At 71.1% G+C, this 15237-nt stretch carries 17 protein-coding genes; 3 read left to right on the top strand and 14 right to left on the bottom strand.

Annotated features, from left to right (window positions below):
* Positions 1-28 precede the first annotated feature (28 nt).
* The 8 genes from ACH34Q_RS41365 to ACH34Q_RS41400 form a co-directional block, all read right to left on the bottom strand.
* Positions 29-853 (bottom strand): ABC transporter permease, encoded by an 825-nt coding sequence (locus ACH34Q_RS41365; protein WP_395988674.1) that lies wholly within the window; start codon positions 851-853, stop codon positions 29-31.
* On the bottom strand, positions 850-1809 hold the full coding sequence (locus ACH34Q_RS41370; RefSeq protein ID WP_395988675.1) for an ATP-binding cassette domain-containing protein: 960 nt from the start codon (positions 1807-1809) through the stop codon (positions 850-852). Before ACH34Q_RS41370 ends, ACH34Q_RS41365 begins: the two co-directional genes overlap by 4 nt.
* Positions 1806-2357, bottom strand: a complete 552-nt coding sequence (locus ACH34Q_RS41375) for a MauE/DoxX family redox-associated membrane protein (protein ID WP_395988676.1) — start codon at positions 2355-2357, stop codon at positions 1806-1808. Before ACH34Q_RS41375 ends, ACH34Q_RS41370 begins: the two co-directional genes overlap by 4 nt.
* Positions 2358-2370: 13 nt before the next feature.
* Positions 2371-2790: a lasso peptide biosynthesis B2 protein gene (locus tag ACH34Q_RS41380; protein WP_395988677.1), complete on the bottom strand. Its 420-nt coding sequence runs from the start codon at positions 2788-2790 to the stop codon at positions 2371-2373.
* Complete coding sequence (locus ACH34Q_RS41385; RefSeq protein ID WP_395988678.1) at positions 2787-3044, bottom strand: lasso peptide biosynthesis PqqD family chaperone; 258 nt, start codon at positions 3042-3044, stop codon at positions 2787-2789. The genes ACH34Q_RS41380 and ACH34Q_RS41385 overlap by 4 nt, the downstream gene beginning before the upstream one ends.
* 7 nt (positions 3045-3051) lie before the next feature.
* Positions 3052-4857, bottom strand: coding sequence for an asparagine synthase-related protein (locus ACH34Q_RS41390; RefSeq protein WP_395988679.1), 1806 nt, complete (start codon positions 4855-4857; stop codon positions 3052-3054).
* 168 nt (positions 4858-5025) lie between these two features.
* Positions 5026-5151, bottom strand: a complete 126-nt coding sequence (locus ACH34Q_RS41395; RefSeq protein WP_395988680.1) for a lasso RiPP family leader peptide-containing protein — start codon at positions 5149-5151, stop codon at positions 5026-5028.
* 341 nt (positions 5152-5492) lie between these two features.
* Positions 5493-5915 carry a hypothetical protein gene (locus ACH34Q_RS41400; protein WP_395988681.1) on the bottom strand — a complete coding sequence of 141 codons (423 nt, stop codon included), beginning with the start codon at positions 5913-5915 and terminating at the stop codon, positions 5493-5495.
* Positions 5916-6119: 204 nt separating this feature from the next.
* Here ACH34Q_RS41400 and ACH34Q_RS41405 point away from each other — a divergent pair, with 204 nt between their 5' ends.
* Positions 6120-6254: a hypothetical protein gene (locus ACH34Q_RS41405; RefSeq protein WP_395988682.1), complete on the top strand. Its 135-nt coding sequence runs from the start codon at positions 6120-6122 to the stop codon at positions 6252-6254.
* Positions 6255-6266: 12 nt separating this feature from the next.
* Here the strand turns inward: ACH34Q_RS41405 and ACH34Q_RS41410 are convergent, their stop codons facing one another.
* The 4 genes from ACH34Q_RS41410 to ACH34Q_RS41425 are packed head-to-tail and all read right to left on the bottom strand — an operon-like array spanning position 6267 to position 10127.
* Positions 6267-6878, bottom strand: coding sequence for a GTP-binding protein (locus ACH34Q_RS41410; RefSeq protein WP_395988683.1), 612 nt, complete (start codon positions 6876-6878; stop codon positions 6267-6269).
* The gene (locus ACH34Q_RS41415) at positions 6859-7272 is read right to left on the bottom strand and encodes a DUF742 domain-containing protein (RefSeq protein ID WP_395988684.1); all 414 of its coding nucleotides are present in this window, start codon (positions 7270-7272) and stop codon (positions 6859-6861) included. Before ACH34Q_RS41415 ends, ACH34Q_RS41410 begins: the two co-directional genes overlap by 20 nt.
* A gap of 21 nt (positions 7273-7293) precedes the next feature.
* A complete protein-coding gene (locus ACH34Q_RS41420) occupies positions 7294-7704 on the bottom strand; it encodes a roadblock/LC7 domain-containing protein (protein WP_395988685.1) in 411 nt (136 codons plus the stop codon).
* Positions 7701-10127, bottom strand: coding sequence for a nitrate- and nitrite sensing domain-containing protein (locus ACH34Q_RS41425; RefSeq protein WP_395988686.1), 2427 nt, complete (start codon positions 10125-10127; stop codon positions 7701-7703). Before ACH34Q_RS41425 ends, ACH34Q_RS41420 begins: the two co-directional genes overlap by 4 nt.
* A 281-nt stretch (positions 10128-10408) precedes the next feature.
* On the opposite strand from ACH34Q_RS41425, the gene ACH34Q_RS41430 reads away from it, so the two are divergent.
* Positions 10409-10804 (top strand): roadblock/LC7 domain-containing protein, encoded by a 396-nt coding sequence (locus ACH34Q_RS41430; protein ID WP_395988731.1) that lies wholly within the window; start codon positions 10409-10411, stop codon positions 10802-10804.
* Between the two features lie 210 nt (positions 10805-11014).
* Here the strand turns inward: ACH34Q_RS41430 and ACH34Q_RS41435 are convergent, their stop codons facing one another.
* On the bottom strand, positions 11015-12799 hold the full coding sequence (locus tag ACH34Q_RS41435) for a flavin-containing monooxygenase (protein ID WP_395988687.1): 1785 nt from the start codon (positions 12797-12799) through the stop codon (positions 11015-11017).
* Between the two features lie 203 nt (positions 12800-13002).
* On the opposite strand from ACH34Q_RS41435, the gene ACH34Q_RS41440 reads away from it, so the two are divergent.
* Complete coding sequence (locus tag ACH34Q_RS41440) at positions 13003-14247, top strand: MFS transporter (protein WP_395988688.1); 1245 nt, start codon at positions 13003-13005, stop codon at positions 14245-14247.
* A 28-nt stretch (positions 14248-14275) separates the two neighbouring features.
* Here the strand turns inward: ACH34Q_RS41440 and ACH34Q_RS41445 are convergent, their stop codons facing one another.
* Positions 14276-15226 carry a helix-turn-helix transcriptional regulator gene (locus ACH34Q_RS41445; RefSeq protein ID WP_395988732.1) on the bottom strand — a complete coding sequence of 317 codons (951 nt, stop codon included), beginning with the start codon at positions 15224-15226 and terminating at the stop codon, positions 14276-14278.
* Positions 15227-15237: the final 11 nt, after the last annotated feature.

A 15237-nucleotide genomic window follows, 5' to 3' on the forward strand; every position in this document is an offset into this window, starting at 1 on the left:
GGAGTTTCCGAGCCGGGCGGGAACGGGCTCAGGGCGTACGGCGGAAGCCGCGCAGGGCGATCAGCGCGGCGGGTACGGCGACGGCCAGGCCGATGCCGACGGCGGTGATGGCACCCGCGGCGGCGGGACGGCCCAGCGTGAGGTCGCGGGCGGCCTCGATGGCGTACGTCATCGGGTTCGCGATGGCGACCAGGCGCAGCCACTGCGGCAGCCCGTCCAGCGGGACGAACGCGTTCGAGCCGAACATCAGCGCGAACGTGACCATGCTGGACAGGCTCTGCACCATCTCCAGGCTCCGCATCCAGCAGGCGATGGCGATGAAGATCCAGCCGAGGCTCGCGCCGATCACCAGGGCGAGCGCGGCGGCGGCGAGTACCCCGAGCGGGCCGCCGGCCGGGGCGAAGCCGAAGAGCGCGGCCGCGAAGACCACCAGCACCGCCAGCCGGATCGCGCCGCGGGCAAGTTCGGCCAGGCTGCGGCCCGCCAGTACGGCGCCCGGCCAGACCGGTAGCGAGCGCAGCCGGGTGATGATCCCGCCGCGCATCTCGTCGGTCAGCCCGATCCCGGTCTGCAGCGCCGACTGCATCGCGGTGTTCACCATGATCGCCGGAAGCAGGAACTCGATGTAGCGCACGCCCGCCGGAAAGCCCGGGGTCGCCGCGATGCCGGCGAAGATCTGGCTGAAGACCACCAGCATGAGCAGCGGTGCCACCAGGCTGGTCACGATCAGCTGGGGCGTGAGCACCAGGGCGCGCAGCGATCGGCCGGCCAGGACGAGGGTCTGGCTGAACGGGTTGCTCCCGGTCCAGGCCACGTCCGGATCCGCCTGGACGGGCCGGGTCTCAGTGATCACGAGACGGGCTCCCTTCCGGTCCTGGTCCCGGCCTCGGTCCTGACCCGGGCGACGAGGGACAGGTAGACCTCGTCCAGCGTCGGCTCGGCCATCACCAGCTCGGCCGGTTCGATGCCGGCCTCGTCCAGGGCCCGGACGACCAGCGCGGCGTCGCGGGGAGCGTTGACGGGCACGGTCACGGTGCCGCGTTCGGCGTCGTGGAGCGGGCGCATCCCGGCCGAACGGAGCGCGCCCATCGCGCCGGGCAGGTGCGCCCGGCCGGGCCGTACCGTCACCGACCGGCTGCCGGCGGACGCCTTGAGCTCGGCGGGCGTCCCGCGCGCCACCGCCCGGCCGCCGGCGAGCACGGTGATCGTGTCGGCCAGCCGGTCGGCCTCGTCGAGGTACTGGGTGGTCAGCAGGACGGTACGGCCGCCGGCCGCCAGCCGCCGGACGATCGCCCAGGTGGCCAGCCGGCCCTCCGGATCGAGCCCGGTCGTGGGCTCGTCCAGGAAGATCACGGCGGGCCGTCCGACCAGGCCCGCGGCCAGGTCCAGCCGGCGCCGCATCCCGCCGGAGTACGTGCGCGCGGGACGGGTCGCGGCCGCTTCGAGGTCGAACGTCTCCAGCAGCTCGTCGGCGCGGGCGCGGGCCTGGCGGGTCCGGGCGCCCAGCAGGCGGGCGATCAGCACCAGATTGTCGCGCCCGGAGATCTGCTCGTCGACCGTGGCGAACTGCCCGGTCAGGCCGATGCTGCGGCGGACGTGGCGGGCCTGCGTCACGACGTCGTACCCGGCGACGGATGCGGTGCCGAAGGTGGGCCGCAGCTGGGTGGCCAGGATGTTGATCAGTGTGGTCTTGCCGGCGCCGTTGTGGCCGAGCAGGCCGTGCACGGACCCGGGCGGTACGGAGAGGTCGAGGCCGTCCAGGGCGCTGACCTGGCCGAAGCGCTTGCCGAGTCCGGCCGTCTCGATCATCCCGGCTCCCGGCTCTCGGGGACCAGCCGCGGTTTCAGCCAGGCCAGGACGCGGGCCATCGCGATGTCCAGGTAGCGGACGTACACGATCGCCACCAGCACGCCCGCGATCGCCGCCGCGAGAGCCGGGGCCACCGCGACGGCGCCGGGGGCCAGGACGAGGCCCGGTACGGCGACCGCCAGCAGCAGCCCGTTCCGGACGATGATCGGGTAGCCCAGCACCGCGCTGTGGTCGCCGAAGCAGCCGCACTCGGCGAAGATCCCGTTCCGGATCGCGCGGAACACCCCGGCGATGAACACCGACAGCAGACCGGCCGCCAGCGCGAATCCGGCGCGTGCCGTCACCGGCGGTACGAGCAGCACGGCGATGGCCGCCTCGCAGCACAGGATCAGCCCGGCCAATGGTCCGGCGGCTCGCCGGGAGATCAGGTTCCGTACCGTGGTCCGGAAGGCCTGGCGGCGCCTGGCGCTGCGCGCCTTGCCGAGGAACGCCACCGCGAACACCGTCGCCAGCAGGCAGCGGGCGGCGATCAGGTAGTAGTGCTCCATGGGCTCGCCCTCCTCACCGGACGCCGACGGTCATGGTCTTGATGAACGGCGGCATCCCGTCGCCCTCGCCGACCGGGCGTCCCTCGGCCTCCACCCAGGCGTGCGCCCGGAACGGCTCGGTCAGCACGCCCGTGCACCAGTCCGGCCACGTACCGCCGAGCCGGCACAGCAGTACGGTCGCGAGCGATCGCTGCAGGCAGCCCTGGCCCGCGCAGCGCACGCTCGTCCGTACGACCGCGTCCCGGGCGGCCAGCGCCTGATCCGCCGAGGCCGGACGGGCGCCCCGGCTGGCGGCGGCCAGGACCGCGCGCAGGCGTACCGGCGGCAGCCTCATCAGCAGGGCGGCCACGGCGACGCACAGCCGGGCGGCCAGGCGCCGCCGCCGCGACAGGCGACCGGTCCCGGACGGCTCCAGCGCCACGGAGATGCTCATGACGCCAGCATCCGAGCCGCGCGCAGGGAGTCGACCAGCGCGCTCACGTCGGCCGCCACCCGGGTGGCCGCATCGGGAAACCGTTCGGTCAGGCCGCTGATGGCCTGGTCGACCGTCCCGCCGTCCTGGAGCGTCCGTACGACGGTGGCCCCGGTGCCGTTGAGCTGCCAGTACCGCCCGGTCCGCTGGTCGAGCAGCACCATGCCGTGCTCGGTCTCGGCGATCGAGACATGCTGGGCGAGTGCGATGGTCATGCTTCCTCTACCTTTCTTGTGCCAGGACAGGTGCGGTGGCGGGCAGCGACCTGAGCCATACCTCGCAGGAGAGGGTGCGCAGCAGGAACAGCAGCCCCTGGGAATTCGGATAGAGGCCCAGCAGGGCCGAACGGAACGCGTCGGCGTTCACCAGGCCGAGCCGTTCCAGCCGCATGTCGTCGCACAGGCCGAGCATTTCGGCGCGATGGCGGCGCATGCCCGCGAAAGCGCTCTGGCTGAACTCGGCCTTGGTGCGGCGCGCGAGGATGTCGTCGGGCATATGGCCGCGCATGGTCGCGGCCAGGGCGGGCTTGTAGCGGTCGGGCGCGGCCCGTTCTTCCGGCCTGATGGAAAGGGCCGCCTGGATGACCCGGTCGTCCAGGTACGGGGCCTGCAGCGCGACGCCGCGCTGCCCGAAGATGCGGCCGGTCCGCCGTACGGCCTCACCGCCCTTGCGTACGCCGCGCAGCGCGGCGTGCTGGCAGCGCAGCGCCGACATCGGCTCGTAGCCGCCCGAGCCCCGAATGATCTCGCGGACGGTGTCCACCGCGCCGGGCGTCGCCCAGGCGGGCATCCGCGCCATCGCGTCCCACCCGATCTCCGGGCTCTCCATCGGTTTCGGCAACGGGTCGGTGAGGCATTCGGCGTTCGACGCGAGCCATTTCCCGTACGGCCGGTCGTCCAGCATTTCCCGTAGCGTCGCGCGCAGCGTCCAGCGGTAGAGCGAACGGTTCACCCGCATGCTGCGCAGCCATTTCGTGGGCTTGCGGCGCGCGATCGTGTGCAGGGAGGCGGGCATGGCGAAGAACAGTTCGTCGCCGCCGTCACCGGTGATATGCAGTTCGGAGCCGAGCCCGGAGATGGCGCCGATCTCGAAATGGATCCGGTCCCGGACGTGCAACCGGGTGAAAGGCGTCTCCACATCCGTGTCGGCCTTGGACAGGCCCGCGAACATCTCGGGCGCGTCCCGCGCCGGGATCACGACGTGCTCCGCGCCGGGCATCGCCGACGCGGCCCGTTCTGCCCAGATCACGTCGTCGTCGCCATCGTTGGACGAGGACTGGTGCACGGTCTTCAGCCGGACGGCCGCCCCGGCTTTGGCGCGGTCCAGGAGGAAGCACAGGCTGGTGGAGTCGAGCCCGCCGGACAGGTCCGCACTGATCGTCCGGCCGGGCCGCAGCCGCGCCCCGACCGCGTCCATCAGCGCCGACCGGACCTGCTCCGCGCCCTGCGCCATCGGCGTCTCCGGCTCCGGGGCACGCCACCAGGGGACCTCACGCCCGTTCCCGTGCGGGTCCAGTTCCAGGTACGTACCGAACGGCAGCGCCCGCACGCCCTCCCACGCGCACCGTTCGTTCAGCGGATAGGGCGGGGACGGAGCCAGCAGCCGCAGCGCCAGCGTCTCCGCCGCGACGCCCGCGCCGGTGAGCCGCGCCAGCGCGTCGGGCCGGTTGGCGGCCACGGTCACCGAGCCCGCGCCGGCATGGAAGATCTGGCACGCCGTCGACAGGCTGCCCTGCGCCCTGACCACGCCGTTCACCGCCGCCACCAGATGGAAGCTGCCCGGAATCGTCCGCGCGAGATCGTCCAGGTCGGCGAGCCGGCGCACCCGTGCGAGCGCGTCGCCCGGCGTCGCGCAGCCGAGCAGCGCGACCCGGCGGGCCCCTTCGCCGAACCAGGTCAGCTCGTCCGGTGCCCACCGGCCGACGATCCACGGCCGTCCCGACCGGTGCCTGAGCACCTCCGGGTACCCGGCCGGCTCCCGTACGATGCCCGCCCCGGCGGGGCAGTCCGGGAGAACGATGAATTCCACCTGCTCACTCCAATGAGTCTCGACTGAGTAAAAGAGGCTCGGGGAAAAGAGGCCCGACTGAGCAAAGAGGCCCGACATATTTCGTGGAGTACGGTCGGCCGGACCGTACCGGCACCATTCGTGTGGCGCCGGTACGGCCCGAGGTGTTCCGTGTGGGTTACTGCTCGATCAGCAGATCACCAGGCACTCGTCCTTGCTGTCCCAGCCCCACGTGCCCTGCTTGAGGGTCAGCTGGGCGAAACCGCCGACCTCTGCAAGAGTGGGCGGTTCGTACACCGAGGTCTTCCGCTCCATGCTCGCAACACCTCCCTTCTCGAAATCGCTCTATCGGCCTTTCGGAAATGACGCTAGCAAGGCTCCGATTCAGCAAACCACTCCAATAAGGTAAAGGCGCCTTGACCGTCAATGGAGATCGATTTTAGGCATGCCGAATTCCCGGACGTTGCTAGGGCGACCGGTTATTCGATATGACGGGTGCGCTTTTTCGTGCGGCCAGAGGGGCATCCTCGATGGCCGCCGGCACCACCTGCCAGAGACACCTCATTGTGGTATCAGTGCAGGTCAGAGGGTTATCCGTGGAAACCCGTACCTTCGCCGCGTAGTCCGGGCCACCGCCGTGGCCCGGACTACGGGATTCAGGCCCAGCCCGGTATCCCGTCGTCGATCCGTACCTTGGCCGCGGGGACGGGCGCCTTCTCGTACGGCGTTTCTCGCGAAAGTGCGCCCGCCGGAGGCGTGCTCGCCCCGAGGCCCCGGTGCAGGCGGCAATCGCAGCCCGGCTTGAGCGGTGCCGGGCAATCGCCGACCAGTTCCAGGACGACGTCCATGTCGGCGGGGTCGATGCGCCACCACCAGTACATGTCCCAAGAGGAGTGGTCCGAGGGGTCCCAGCAGTCGTGCGAGTGGCTTTCCACGACGCCCGAGCCGCAGGTGGCGCAGCGGCTCAGGCGGGTGTGGTCGTACGCGTCGTCGTGGCCTCGGTTCCCATGCGGCACACCGCGCTGGGCCAGCCTCGCCAGCGGTGACAGGGCGGGGCGATCGCAGCATCGGTTGACCATGGTCGATTATGGCGCGGCGGTTGGGGCGGGTCTCAACGGGCATCCCGGCCGCGTGATGGTGGCCCGGAAGCTGGTGGCCCAGGGATGACGGTGGCCCGGAAGCTGGTGGCGCGGGAATGATGGCGGCGCAGGGACGCGTGACGGCGGCTCTACACGACCGCGGGCAGCGCCGTCTGGAACACGCTGTTCGTCATCATCGGCTACGTGCTGGGCGCCAAGTGGCAGCGCGCCGAGCAGTTCGCCAACTGGGCCACCTGGGCGGTGCTGGCCCTCGCGGTCCTGTGGGTGGTCAAGTTCGTCGTCACCCGGCTGCGGCGGGACCGTTCCGAACGCGCGTGACGGCGCGGCGTCTCAGCTGTTCCGCTCGGCCTCGCCGAGGACGTGCTCGACCATGGTGATCAGGACGCGCTTGGCCGAGTCGCGGCGCCGGACGTCGCACATGACGAGCGGGACGCCGTCCTCCAGGTCCAGGGCGATCCGGACGTCCTCGGGGTCCTTGCGCTCGGAGCCGTCGAAGCAGTTGACGGCCACGACGAACGGCGTGCCGCGGTCCTCGAAGTAGTCGACGGCCGGGAAGCTGTCGGCGAGCCGGCGCACGTCGGCCAGCACGACCGCGCCCACGGCGCCGACCGCGAGTTCGTCCCACATGAACCAGAACCGCTGCTGCCCGGGCGTGCCGAACAGGTAGAGGATCAGGTCGTCCTGGAGCGTGATGCGGCCGAAGTCCATGGCCACGGTGGTCTGGGTCTTGTCGCCGACGCCGGCGGTGTCGTCGACCCCGAGGCTGCGGTCGGTGAGGGTCTCCTCGGTGCGCAGCGGCCGGATCTCGCTGATCGAGCCGACCATCGTCGTCTTGCCGACCCCGAACCCGCCGGCGATGAGGATCTTCGCGGCGATCGGGCGGCCGGTCTCGGGGGCCTCGGCATGGCCGGAGACGGCCGTGTCAGAGCGCGCGTAGTCCATTGAGCAGCTTCCTTAGTACGAGCTCGTCCGGTGCGTCTCCGGTGGGCGTGGGCCGCAGCACCCGGAGCAGGTTCTCGTCGCGCAGGTCGTCGACCAGGACGCGGACCACGCCGACCGGCAGGTCCACTTCGGAGGCCAGGTCGGCGAAGGTGATCGGTTTGCGGCAGAGCCCGAGCAGCATCCGGTGCTCGGGGTCCAGCCGCAGCCGGGGGCTGACCGGGATGCGGGTGGCCTCCAGCACGACGATGAGGTCGAGGGTGTCACCGCGCGGCCGGGTCCGGCCCCGGGTGAGGGTGTACGGGCGGACGACCGGCCCGGCGTCCTGGTCCAGCCATCTGTCCGAACCCGAGCTGCCTGAACCCGACCTGTCCGAACCCGGTCTGCCTGAACCCATTCTGTCTGGACTCATTCGCGGTCACCCCACGCCGGTTCCGGACAGCCGGGGATCGGCCGGCAGGCCCTCGCCGAGCCGTTCGGCGAGCTCGGCCATCTCGTACGCGACGGTTCCGGCGTCCCCGTCGGCGCGGCTGACGACGGCGAGGTAGGTGTCCTCGCCGGCGGCCACCATGAACAGGAAGATATCGTCCATCTCCACCACGGTCTGCAGCAGCTCGCCGCCGCCGAACCGGTGGCACGCCCCCCGGGACAGCCCCTGGAATCCGGACACCAGCGCGGCCAGATGCTCGGCGTCCTCGCGGCCGAGCCCCGACGACGCGACGAGCATCCCGTCGCGCGACAGCACGACCGCTCCGTTCACCGAGTCCATCCGGCGCACCAGCCCGGCGAGCAGCCGGTCCAACTCATCCGCCGAGTACGGCTTCGTCATTGCTCACCCTGATCCGCATCCGTGCCCTCGTCGGGCGTACCCGTGCCGATGTCCTCGGCCCGGCCGCGCTGCCATCCGCTCTGCATGGACGACATGAAGGAGCGGGCCCGTTCCGGCGGGCGGGGGATCTCGCCGGTCGTGGTCGCCGATCGCTCGGCGCTCCGCGTCTCCGCCGTCTTGCGCAGCTGGGGCGCCAGGTTCGCGCGGCGTACGCGGCGCGGCATCCCGGCGTGGGTGCCTCCCTGCGGCGGCACCGGTGCCGCCGCGGGCTCCGGCGGAGCGAACGACGCGTGCTCCGGGTGGGCGTAGGACGCGGGGGCCGGGACGGGAGCGGGCACCGGGGCCGGAGCGGGGAAAGGATCCGGTACGGGCGGGGCGGCGCCGACGATCTCCGCCTGCGCGACGCGGTGCCTGCCGGTGTCGGAACGCGGGTGCCTCATCGAAGGCTCCCCGGTCCCGTTCGTGGCGGTGGCGGACTCGTCCGCCAGGGTCTGGTCGGGGGCGTCACCGGCCCGGGCCGCCTCCTCCGGCGAGACCACGATGCCGTGCGGCAGCAGGACGATCGTCTTGAGCCCGCCGTAGGCGTTGGGCTCCAGCGAGATCCGTACCCCGTGCCGGTGCGCCAGGCTGCCGACCACGAACAGGCCGAGTTGGTCGCCCTCGGACAGGTTGAACTCCGGTGGCCGGGTGAGCTGCTCGTTGATCGCCGCGAGCTTGTCCGGGCTCATCCCGAGCCCGCGGTCCTGGATCTCGATCACGAACCCGTTGCCGACCGCCCCGGCGTCCACCTCGACCGGCGTGCTGGGCGGGGAGAAGGCGACCGCGTTCTCGATCAGCTCGGCGAGCAGGTGGATGAGGTCGGCGACGGTGGTGCCGACGATCGCCTCCCGCGCGGTGCTGACCACCTCGACCCGGGAGTAGTCCTCGATCTCGCCGACCGCGCCGCGCAGCACGTCCAGCACGGCGACCGGCTTGCGCCAGCCGCGGCCGGGGTGCGCGCCGGACAGGATGATCAGGCCTTCGGCATGCCGGCGCATCCGGGTGGTCAGATGGTCGATCTTGAACAGGTCCTCCAGCGCGTCCGGGTCGGACGCCTTGCGCTCCAGCGTGTCCAGCATGGCCAGCTGGCGGTGCAGCAGCGACTGGTTGCGGCGGGCGAGGTTGCGGAAGACCTGGTTGACGGCCTTGCGCAGCTCGGCCTGGCCGACGGCGGCCTCGATCGCGGTCCGCTGCACGGTGGAGAACGCCGCGGCGACGCTGGTGACCTCGGCGGTCTTGCCGCCCGCCAGCGGGGGAGCCTCGGCCAGGACGTCGACGTCCTCGCCCAGGCGCAGCCGGCGCACGACGTCGGGCAGCCGCTGGTCGGCCAGGTCCCGGGCGGCGTCCTGCAGGCCGATGAGCTCCCGGCTGATGCGGCGGCCGAAGCGCAGCATCAGGAACCCCGACAGCAGGACCGCGAGCAGCCCGAGGCCGCCGACGAGCGCCAGCCGCATGAAGATCGCGTTGCTGAGGACCTTCATGTCGCCGTCCAGGGCCGTCCGGATCTGGCCGATGCTCCGCTGGAAGGACGCCAGGTAGGCCTGCGAGGCGGGCTGCCAGGCGGCACCGTCGATCCGGATCCCGGTCCGGCTGCCCCGGCTCGCCATGATGCGGTCCTCTTGCGCCTTGAAGTCCTGGTAGACGGGCGAGGCGAGCATCGCGCGGAACGGCTCGGCGAACTGCGGGTCGAAACGGCCGACGCTCTCGTTGAGGAGGAAGCGCTGCTCGTGCACGAGCCGGGTGAACGCGGCCTGTTCGTCGTGGCTCATCCGGCCGCCGGCGGCCATCGCGCCGCCCACCAGCGTGGCCTCGCGTCCGGCCAGCTCCTGGGCCCGGATCATCCCGAGGATGTCGTTGGCCAGCTGGAAGACGTCGGTGTCGTCGACCTTGAGCAGCGGAGTGGAGAACTGGAAGTTGGCGTCCACGGCCGCGTTGTAGGCCTCGAAGGCCGCCAGCTTGCCGGTGCCGCCGGAGTCGATCCCCTGCCGTGCCGCCACGATCGCGTCGACCTTCTTCAGCAGGTCCGCCATCAGCCGCTTCTGCGTGCCGTCGAGGGTGCCCTGGAAGTCGGACGAGCCCGCGGCCTTCTTCAGCCCGGTGACGGCGGTGTCGGTCTTCTGCCGCTGGGCGTCCAGGGCCGTCCGCGGAACCCGGCCGCGCGCGCTCAGCCAGACCTGCGTCTGCGCCCGCTCCTGGGCCAGATGGGTGAGCAAGGGAAGGGACGCCGTGCTGTAGGTCCGGTTGATGGTGTCGAGGTTCCGCTTGTCCAGCGCGTCCCGTACCGAAGCATTAGCGGCGAAGCCCCACAATCCGAGCAGTGCCGCCAGCGGGATCGTGAGCAGCCCGAACAGGGTGAACCGAATCGATCGCCTGCGTGACCTCATATGACGTCTTTCAACTCGAACGGAGCTAGTCTGCTGAAACCGGTGTCACGCTAGCGCCATTTTGCCCTCCCGTGGCCGTTTTGCGGATCTTGTCGTGAAGCGGGTGCGATCATTGACCTGGGTTTTCGCCAGATCGCTTGCGTTCGCCTTCGCCCTGTGCGTGGGGCGGCATCCCGGAGGATTTCTGTGGACGAGTTCGACCACATCATCGTGGGGACGGGTTCGGCCGGCCGCAATGCCGCGAGCGAGCCCCGTCCCCTGGACGGAGGAGAGTGCGAGTGATGCCGCAGCGCGCCGACACGGCCGGTCAGCTCGACTGGCTGATCAACGGGCTGGTCGAGCGGGTGCCCCAGGTGACCACGGCGGTGCTGCAGTCCTCGGACGGGCTGCTGATGGGCGCCTCCGAGGGCATCGACCGGGCCGACGCCGACTACCTGTCGGCCCTGGCCGCCGGGCTGCAGAGCCTCGCCCAGGGGGCCCGGCGCCAGTTCGACGGGGGCGAGGTGCATCAGACCATCATCGAGATGCGCGACGCCTTCCTGTTCGTCACCGCCGCCGGCCAGGGCGCCTCACTGACCGTGCTGACCGACGCCGAGGTCGACCCCGGCCGGATCGGCTACGAGATGGCCATCCTGGTCAAGCGGGTCGGTGAGCACTTCTCATCCCAGCCTCGCTGATTAAGACCCGGCCCACTGCACTCGCCTGGCGGCTCGTTCCGTGACCGGTTCTTGTGCGAGCGCGGCATCGCTTCGCGATCTGGCCGGTGAGGCTCGCCTTCGGCTTGCCTCTCCGGCCAGGTAGCGCGCTCGCGCGGTGGCTGAGGCCACTTTGAGTCCAGCCCTAGGACGCAGAACCTGCGCCGTCAGCGTTCATTGGTAGTCGGGCGTTCAGCGGAAGTCGAGGCCCTGGAAATCGCCGGTGGTCCGCCATTCGGCGATGTGCTTGAAGAAGGCCATCGGGCCTTGGGGATGGCCGACGCTGAAACGGGCGCGCGGGGACGGCCGGCCCTCGTTGTTGTAGTAGCCGGGGGTGCAGTCCGCGGGACGCTCGATCAGGGGCTTTCCGGAGAGCAGGAGGTCGATCCAGGCGTCTTCGGCCTCCTTCGAGGGCTCGACCTCGCTGTAGCCGTTGTCGAGGGCGTGCTTGATGGTCAGGGCGACGGTCCTGCCGGCCTCGGTGAGGTTGTGCGGGATGTTGGAGATGAGGTTCGCGCCCTGCGTCGGCTGGGTGATGAAGGCGTTGGGGAAGCCGTGGACGTGCACGCCGTGCAGCGTGCGCATTCCGTCGGCACAGTATTCGGAGAGCCTGACGCCGTCGCGGCCGGTCAGGTCGTAGCCGGCGCGGCGGGTGTATTCGGTGCCGACCTCGAATCCCGAGGCGTAGATGATGCAGTCGACCTGGTATTCACGGCCCCCGGCGACGACTCCGGTCTCGGTGACGCGTTCCACGCCTTTGCCGTCGGTGTCGATGAGGTGCGTACCCGGGACGTTGAAGGCCTGCAGGTAATCGTCGTGGAAGCACGGGCGCTTGCAGAGCTGGCGGTACCAGGCCTTGAGGCCGTTCGCGGTCTCCGGATCCTTCACGATGGAGTCGACGCGGGCGCGGATCTCCTCCATCTTCTCGAAGTCGGAGTCCTCCCAGGCCTCCCGCATCCTCTTCGCGGTGAACTCCTCGGGTGGGATCGCCATGATCCTGGAACGGACCCGCCGGGTGATGTCGGTCCAGCCGTCCATCACCAGGTCCTCCTCGGCCAGGCCGCCCGTCTGGTTGGCGGTGAAGTTCTCCAGCCACCGCTGCTGCCAGCCCGGCGTGGCGATCTGGGCGAACCATTCGGGATCGGTCGGACGGTTGTCGCGGACGTCGACCGATGACGGGGTGCGCTGGAAGACGTACAGCTCACCGCAGGCGCGGGCGAGATGGGGAACGCACTGGACGGACGTCGCGCCCGTTCCGATAATGGCGACGCGCTTGCCGGCGAGGTTCTCCATCGGCGCGCCCGAGGGATCGCCACCCGTGTACGAGTAGTCCCATCGGCTCGTGTGGAACGAGTGGCCCCGGAAGGACTGGATGCCCGGGATTCCCGGGAGCTTCGGGACGTGCAGGGGACCGGTGCCCATGGCGATGAACTGGGCGGTGAAGGCGTCGCCCTGCTTCGTTCGAACGTTCCATCGCGAGCGCGCCGCGTCCCATTCGAGGTCGTCGACCTCGGTGTGGAAGAGGGCGTTGTCGTACAGGCCGAAATGCTTGCCGATGCGCCGGCAGTGCTCCAGGATCTCGGGCGCGTGCGCGTACTTCTCCGTCGGCATGTGACCGGTCTCTTCGAGCAGCGGCATGTAGACGAAGGAGGCCGTGTCGCATTGCGCGCCCGGGTAGCGGTTCCAGTACCAGGTACCGCCGAAGTCGCCGCCCTTCTCGATGATGCGGACGTCGTCGATCCCGGCCTCTTTGAGGCGCGCGCCCGTCACGAGTCCGGCGAAGCCGCCGCCGATGAACGCGACCGTCACATGGTCGGTCTTCGGCTCGCGCGGGTCCCTCGGGGTGTACGGATCGTCGAGGTAGTGCGCGAGCCGGCCGGTCAGCCGGACGTACTGGTCGTTGCCGTCGGGGCGGAGCCGCTTGTCACGTTCCATCACGTACTTGCGGCGGAGCGCTTCTTTGTCCGGGACGGTCATGCACACTCCGGGGAGGGTCTCGGTGCTGTTCCACATTCGAGTGCTGTTCCAAGGAGTCTAAGCAGGAGTCTAAGGATCGCATCGAAGCCGCCCGCCGCCCTCGGGGAGCCGTTCGGCGAGCGAGGCTGACCGGTCGGCGCATTCGGCTGGGCGGGCCGGTGGCGGCGCTCTTATGTGTTTCGGCGGTGCCTAGTGTTTCGACGGTGCACCCCAAGCCCCCCTTGGTCGCTCTTATCCGGAATCCCGCGATCGCTCCGCTGTTCCTCGCACGGCTGGCCGGCAACGCGGGCGACGGGTTCGGCCAGGTCGCGCTGGCGTTCGGGGTCCTGCATCTGGGGTACGGGCCGGGCGGGCTGTCGGCCGTGGTGGCGTGCAAGACGCTGCCGATGCTCCTGGTGCTGGCGGGCGGGGTCGTCGGGGACCGGTTCCGCCGGCATCGCGTGATGTCCGGGGCCGAGGCGATGGCCGCGGTCGCGTGGGCCGGTCTGGCGGCGTGCTTCCTCGACGGGCGCGCGCCGCTGGCGATCGTCTGCGCGCTCGCGCTGTGCGCCGGGCTGGCGCGGGCCGTACTGATCCCGGCCGAACGCGGCATCGTCGCCGATCTGGTGAACGGTCAGGACCGCCAGGTGGCCAACGCGCTGGTCGGCCAGACGGTGGCGGCCGGACTGCTGATCGGCCTGGGAACGGCGGGTTTCGTGGTCGCGGCGGTAGGGCCGGGATGGGCCGCTCTGGTGAAGGCGGGCACGGCGATCGTCGGCGCGGTGCTGCTGGGACGGTTGCGCACGCCGGTATGGCGGACCGAACGGGCCGGACTGCTGGCCGACCTGCGGGACGGCTGGCGCGAGTTCACGGCGTACCGCTGGGTCTGGGTCCTCACGGTGCAGTTCACGGCGGTCGCCGTCGCGGTCGGCGCGTTCGCCGGTGTCATCGGACCCGTCTACATGGAACGGGGCCACGGCGGTGCCGGAGCCTGGGGGATGGTGGCGGGAGCCGAGGCGTTCGGAGCACTGCTGGGTGGGCTGGTCGCGGTGTGGTGGTGTCCGGTACGGCCCGTCCGGGTGCTCGCGCTCCTGCCGCTGTCGGCGGCCGGGCCGATGCTGCTGGCGGGCACCGGAGCGTCGTGGCCGGTGCTGGCGGCGGTGATGCTGGTCCCGGGCGCATGCCAGACGATCTATGCGGTGCTGTGGACGACGACCGTTCAGGCCACGTTTCCACCGCACGTACTGGCGAGGGTCAGCAGCTGGAACGTGCTCGGCGGCTTCGCGCTCACGCCGGTCGGGGCCCTTGCCGCCGGCCCTCTCATCGCCCAGGTCGGAGCGTCCACGGCGGCGGCCGGCGCCGGCCTCCTCGTCATCACGACCACGGCAGGAGTGCTGCTGTCCGGGCCGGTACGCCGCACACGCGTTTCCAGGATGGGCGGTGGGACCACCACATCGACGGCCAGCTGAGCTGACCACCCTGAGCTGACCGCCTGGTTCAGGAGGCCAGCCGGAGGCCGAGTCTCCGTACCCGGTCGGTGATCTCCGCCGGGGCTTCGAGGGTGTAGCCGGCTCCGAGGGCGGCCAGCGCGGCGATGTACTGCACGACCAGCTCCGCCGAGTCTGCGGTGAGGCGGACGGCGGAGGCGTCCGGGCCGAGGGGCTCCACCTCCCCGGGAATCGGCGCGAACAGCCTGGCCTGGATGTCCTCAGGCGAAAGCCGCACGGTCATCCGTGCCGTGTAGCGGTACGAGGCGCTCGCGAACGAGCGGGCCAGGTAGGCGACCGCGTCCGGAGTGGGCAGCTCGCGCGCGGTGAAGCGGCGGTGCGTGGGCAGCGGACGCTCGATGCGGTCCACGCGGAACGTCCGCCAGTCCGCGCGGTCCGGGTCGTACGCGAGCAGGTACCAGTGGCCGCGAACGGTGACCAGGCTGTGCGGCTCGACCCGGCGCGCGCTGACCTCCCCGGCCCGGTTGCGGTAGTCGAAGGAGAGGACCTCCTGGTCGCGGGCGCAGGAGGCGAGAGTGGCCAGGACGCCGGGATCGACGTGGGGCGCGCCTCTGTGGGGGACGGCCGCCGTGACGCCGCCGAAGGACGCCATCTTGGGGCGCAGCCGGGCGGGCAGGACCTGCTCCAGTTTCACCAGGGCGCGCATCGAGCTCTCCTCGATGCCGGGAACGCTGCCACCGGCCGCGGTCGCGAGACCGAGGGCGACCGCGATCGCCTCGTCGTCGTCCAGCAGCAGCGGCGGGAGGTTGCGGCCCGACACCAGCCGGTACCCGCCCGCCGTGCCGGTGATGCCCTCGACCGGATAGTCGAGGGCGCGCAGCCGCTCGACGTCGCGGCGCACCGTACGGTCGGTGACCCCGAGCCGTTCGGCGAGCGCGGCACCGGACCACTCGCGCCGGCTCTGCAGCAGCGACAGCAGGCGCAGCAACCGTCCCGGCATGTCCTTGCGGG

This window comes from Actinomadura sp. 9N407, assembly GCF_044326315.1.
GTDB lineage: Bacteria > Actinomycetota > Actinomycetes > Streptosporangiales > Streptosporangiaceae > Spirillospora.

Excerpts from the sequence above, each read along its gene's own strand:
- ACH34Q_RS41370 (WP_395988675.1), bottom strand. The coding sequence starts at position 1,809 with ATGATCGAGACGGCCGGACTCGGCAAGCGCTTCGGCCAGGTCAGCGCC.
- ACH34Q_RS41375 (WP_395988676.1), bottom strand. The coding sequence starts at position 2,357 with ATGGAGCACTACTACCTGATCGCCGCCCGCTGCCTGCTGGCGACGGTG.
- ACH34Q_RS41380 (WP_395988677.1), bottom strand. The coding sequence starts at position 2,790 with ATGAGCATCTCCGTGGCGCTGGAGCCGTCCGGGACCGGTCGCCTGTCG.
- ACH34Q_RS41385 (WP_395988678.1), bottom strand. The coding sequence starts at position 3,044 with ATGACCATCGCACTCGCCCAGCATGTCTCGATCGCCGAGACCGAGCAC.
- ACH34Q_RS41395 (WP_395988680.1), bottom strand. The coding sequence starts at position 5,151 with ATGGAGCGGAAGACCTCGGTGTACGAACCGCCCACTCTTGCAGAGGTC.
- ACH34Q_RS41400 (WP_395988681.1), bottom strand. The coding sequence starts at position 5,915 with ATGGTCAACCGATGCTGCGATCGCCCCGCCCTGTCACCGCTGGCGAGG.
- ACH34Q_RS41410 (WP_395988683.1), bottom strand. The coding sequence starts at position 6,878 with ATGGACTACGCGCGCTCTGACACGGCCGTCTCCGGCCATGCCGAGGCC.
- ACH34Q_RS41415 (WP_395988684.1), bottom strand. The coding sequence starts at position 7,272 with ATGGGTTCAGGCAGACCGGGTTCGGACAGGTCGGGTTCAGGCAGCTCG.
- ACH34Q_RS41420 (WP_395988685.1), bottom strand. The coding sequence starts at position 7,704 with ATGACGAAGCCGTACTCGGCGGATGAGTTGGACCGGCTGCTCGCCGGG.
- ACH34Q_RS41425 (WP_395988686.1), bottom strand. The coding sequence starts at position 10,127 with ATGAGGTCACGCAGGCGATCGATTCGGTTCACCCTGTTCGGGCTGCTC.
- ACH34Q_RS41430 (WP_395988731.1), top strand. The coding sequence starts at position 10,409 with ATGCCGCAGCGCGCCGACACGGCCGGTCAGCTCGACTGGCTGATCAAC.
- ACH34Q_RS41435 (WP_395988687.1), bottom strand. The coding sequence starts at position 12,799 with ATGACCGTCCCGGACAAAGAAGCGCTCCGCCGCAAGTACGTGATGGAA.
- ACH34Q_RS41445 (WP_395988732.1), bottom strand. The coding sequence starts at position 15,226 with ATGCCGGGACGGTTGCTGCGCCTGCTGTCGCTGCTGCAGAGCCGGCGC.